1 protein-coding gene is annotated in these 914 nt (G+C 40.2%); it reads right to left on the bottom strand.

Annotation, left to right across the window (positions count from 1 at the left end; all coding sequences use genetic code 11):
- Window positions 1–87 precede the first annotated feature (87 nt).
- On the bottom strand, window positions 88–852 hold the full coding sequence (locus ABES03_RS21245; protein WP_430120432.1) for a TIGR01457 family HAD-type hydrolase: 765 nt from the start codon (window positions 850–852) through the stop codon (window positions 88–90).
- Between the last annotated feature and the right edge of the window lie 62 nt (window positions 853–914).

Genomic DNA, 914 nt, shown 5'->3' with positions numbered 1-914 from the left:
GACAATTCTCGAAGTCGATTTTTATACTTTCTGATTAAAATTGGGGACAGTCCCCCGCTCCTTTAAAGCGGTGAGGGACTGTCCCCTTTATAGTTTCCATTGGTCTAGGGTATCAACAACAAAGGTTGGTTGGCGCTCATAGCCGGTGAGCAATTCTTTTGTGGTGACTCCTGTATGGACTAGTAAGGTGTCCATTCCTGCATTCATTCCAGCTAATATATCTGTATCATAATAGTCTCCAACCATCAATGTTTCTTCTTTAGAGGTTCCTAAAACCTTTAACGCTTGTTCCATAATAATCGACTCAGGTTTGCCAATAAAAATCGGTTTGGTTTGGGTAGAAACGGAAATAACAGATGTTAGGGAACCATTCCCCGGTAATAGCCCTCTTTCAGTTGGGATTGCTATATCACCATTAGTCGAGATAAAGGAAGCTCCGTTTCGTACGGCTAAACAAGCAACAGCTAATTTTTCATAGGTGATTTCACGGTCTATGCCAACAACGACAAAATCTGCCTTTTCCCCAGCAAATGAAAAACCTTTTTCTTCCATAGCTGTCTGTAACCCTTCTTCACCAATAACATAAACAGTTGCATCCTTTTTTTGTTCATAAATGAAATTTGCGGTTGCCTGACTCGTTGTAAAGACCATTTTTTCTTCGGCTGGAATATCAAAACTAACCAGTTTCTCAGCCACCTGGGCAGGCGTTCTTGATGAATTATTTGTGACAAACAGATACGGTATTCCCTTGTCTCGGAGATTTTTGACAAAATCAGAGGCAGCTTCAATCCGCTCCGATCCTTTATACATGGTTCCATCTAAATCAATTAAGTAGCCTTTATACTTTTTCATATTATCACTCCCTTTGTATTTTTCCCTAAAATAATAAGAAATGCGCAAGCGCCTTGATCAGC

Origin of the sequence: Neobacillus rhizosphaerae, from assembly GCF_050477885.1 — a bacterium.
GTDB classification, from domain to species: domain Bacteria; phylum Bacillota; class Bacilli; order Bacillales; family Cytobacillaceae; genus Neobacillus; species Neobacillus rhizosphaerae_A.
The sequence above is the reverse complement of the archived record's forward strand: the minus strand, read 5'-3'. Positions and strand labels throughout refer to the sequence as shown.

Bases quoted from the DNA above. Each gene is read 5' to 3' on its own strand.
- ABES03_RS21245 (WP_430120432.1), bottom strand. From the start codon at position 852: ATGAAAAAGTATAAAGGCTACTTAATTGATTTAGATGGAACCATGTAT.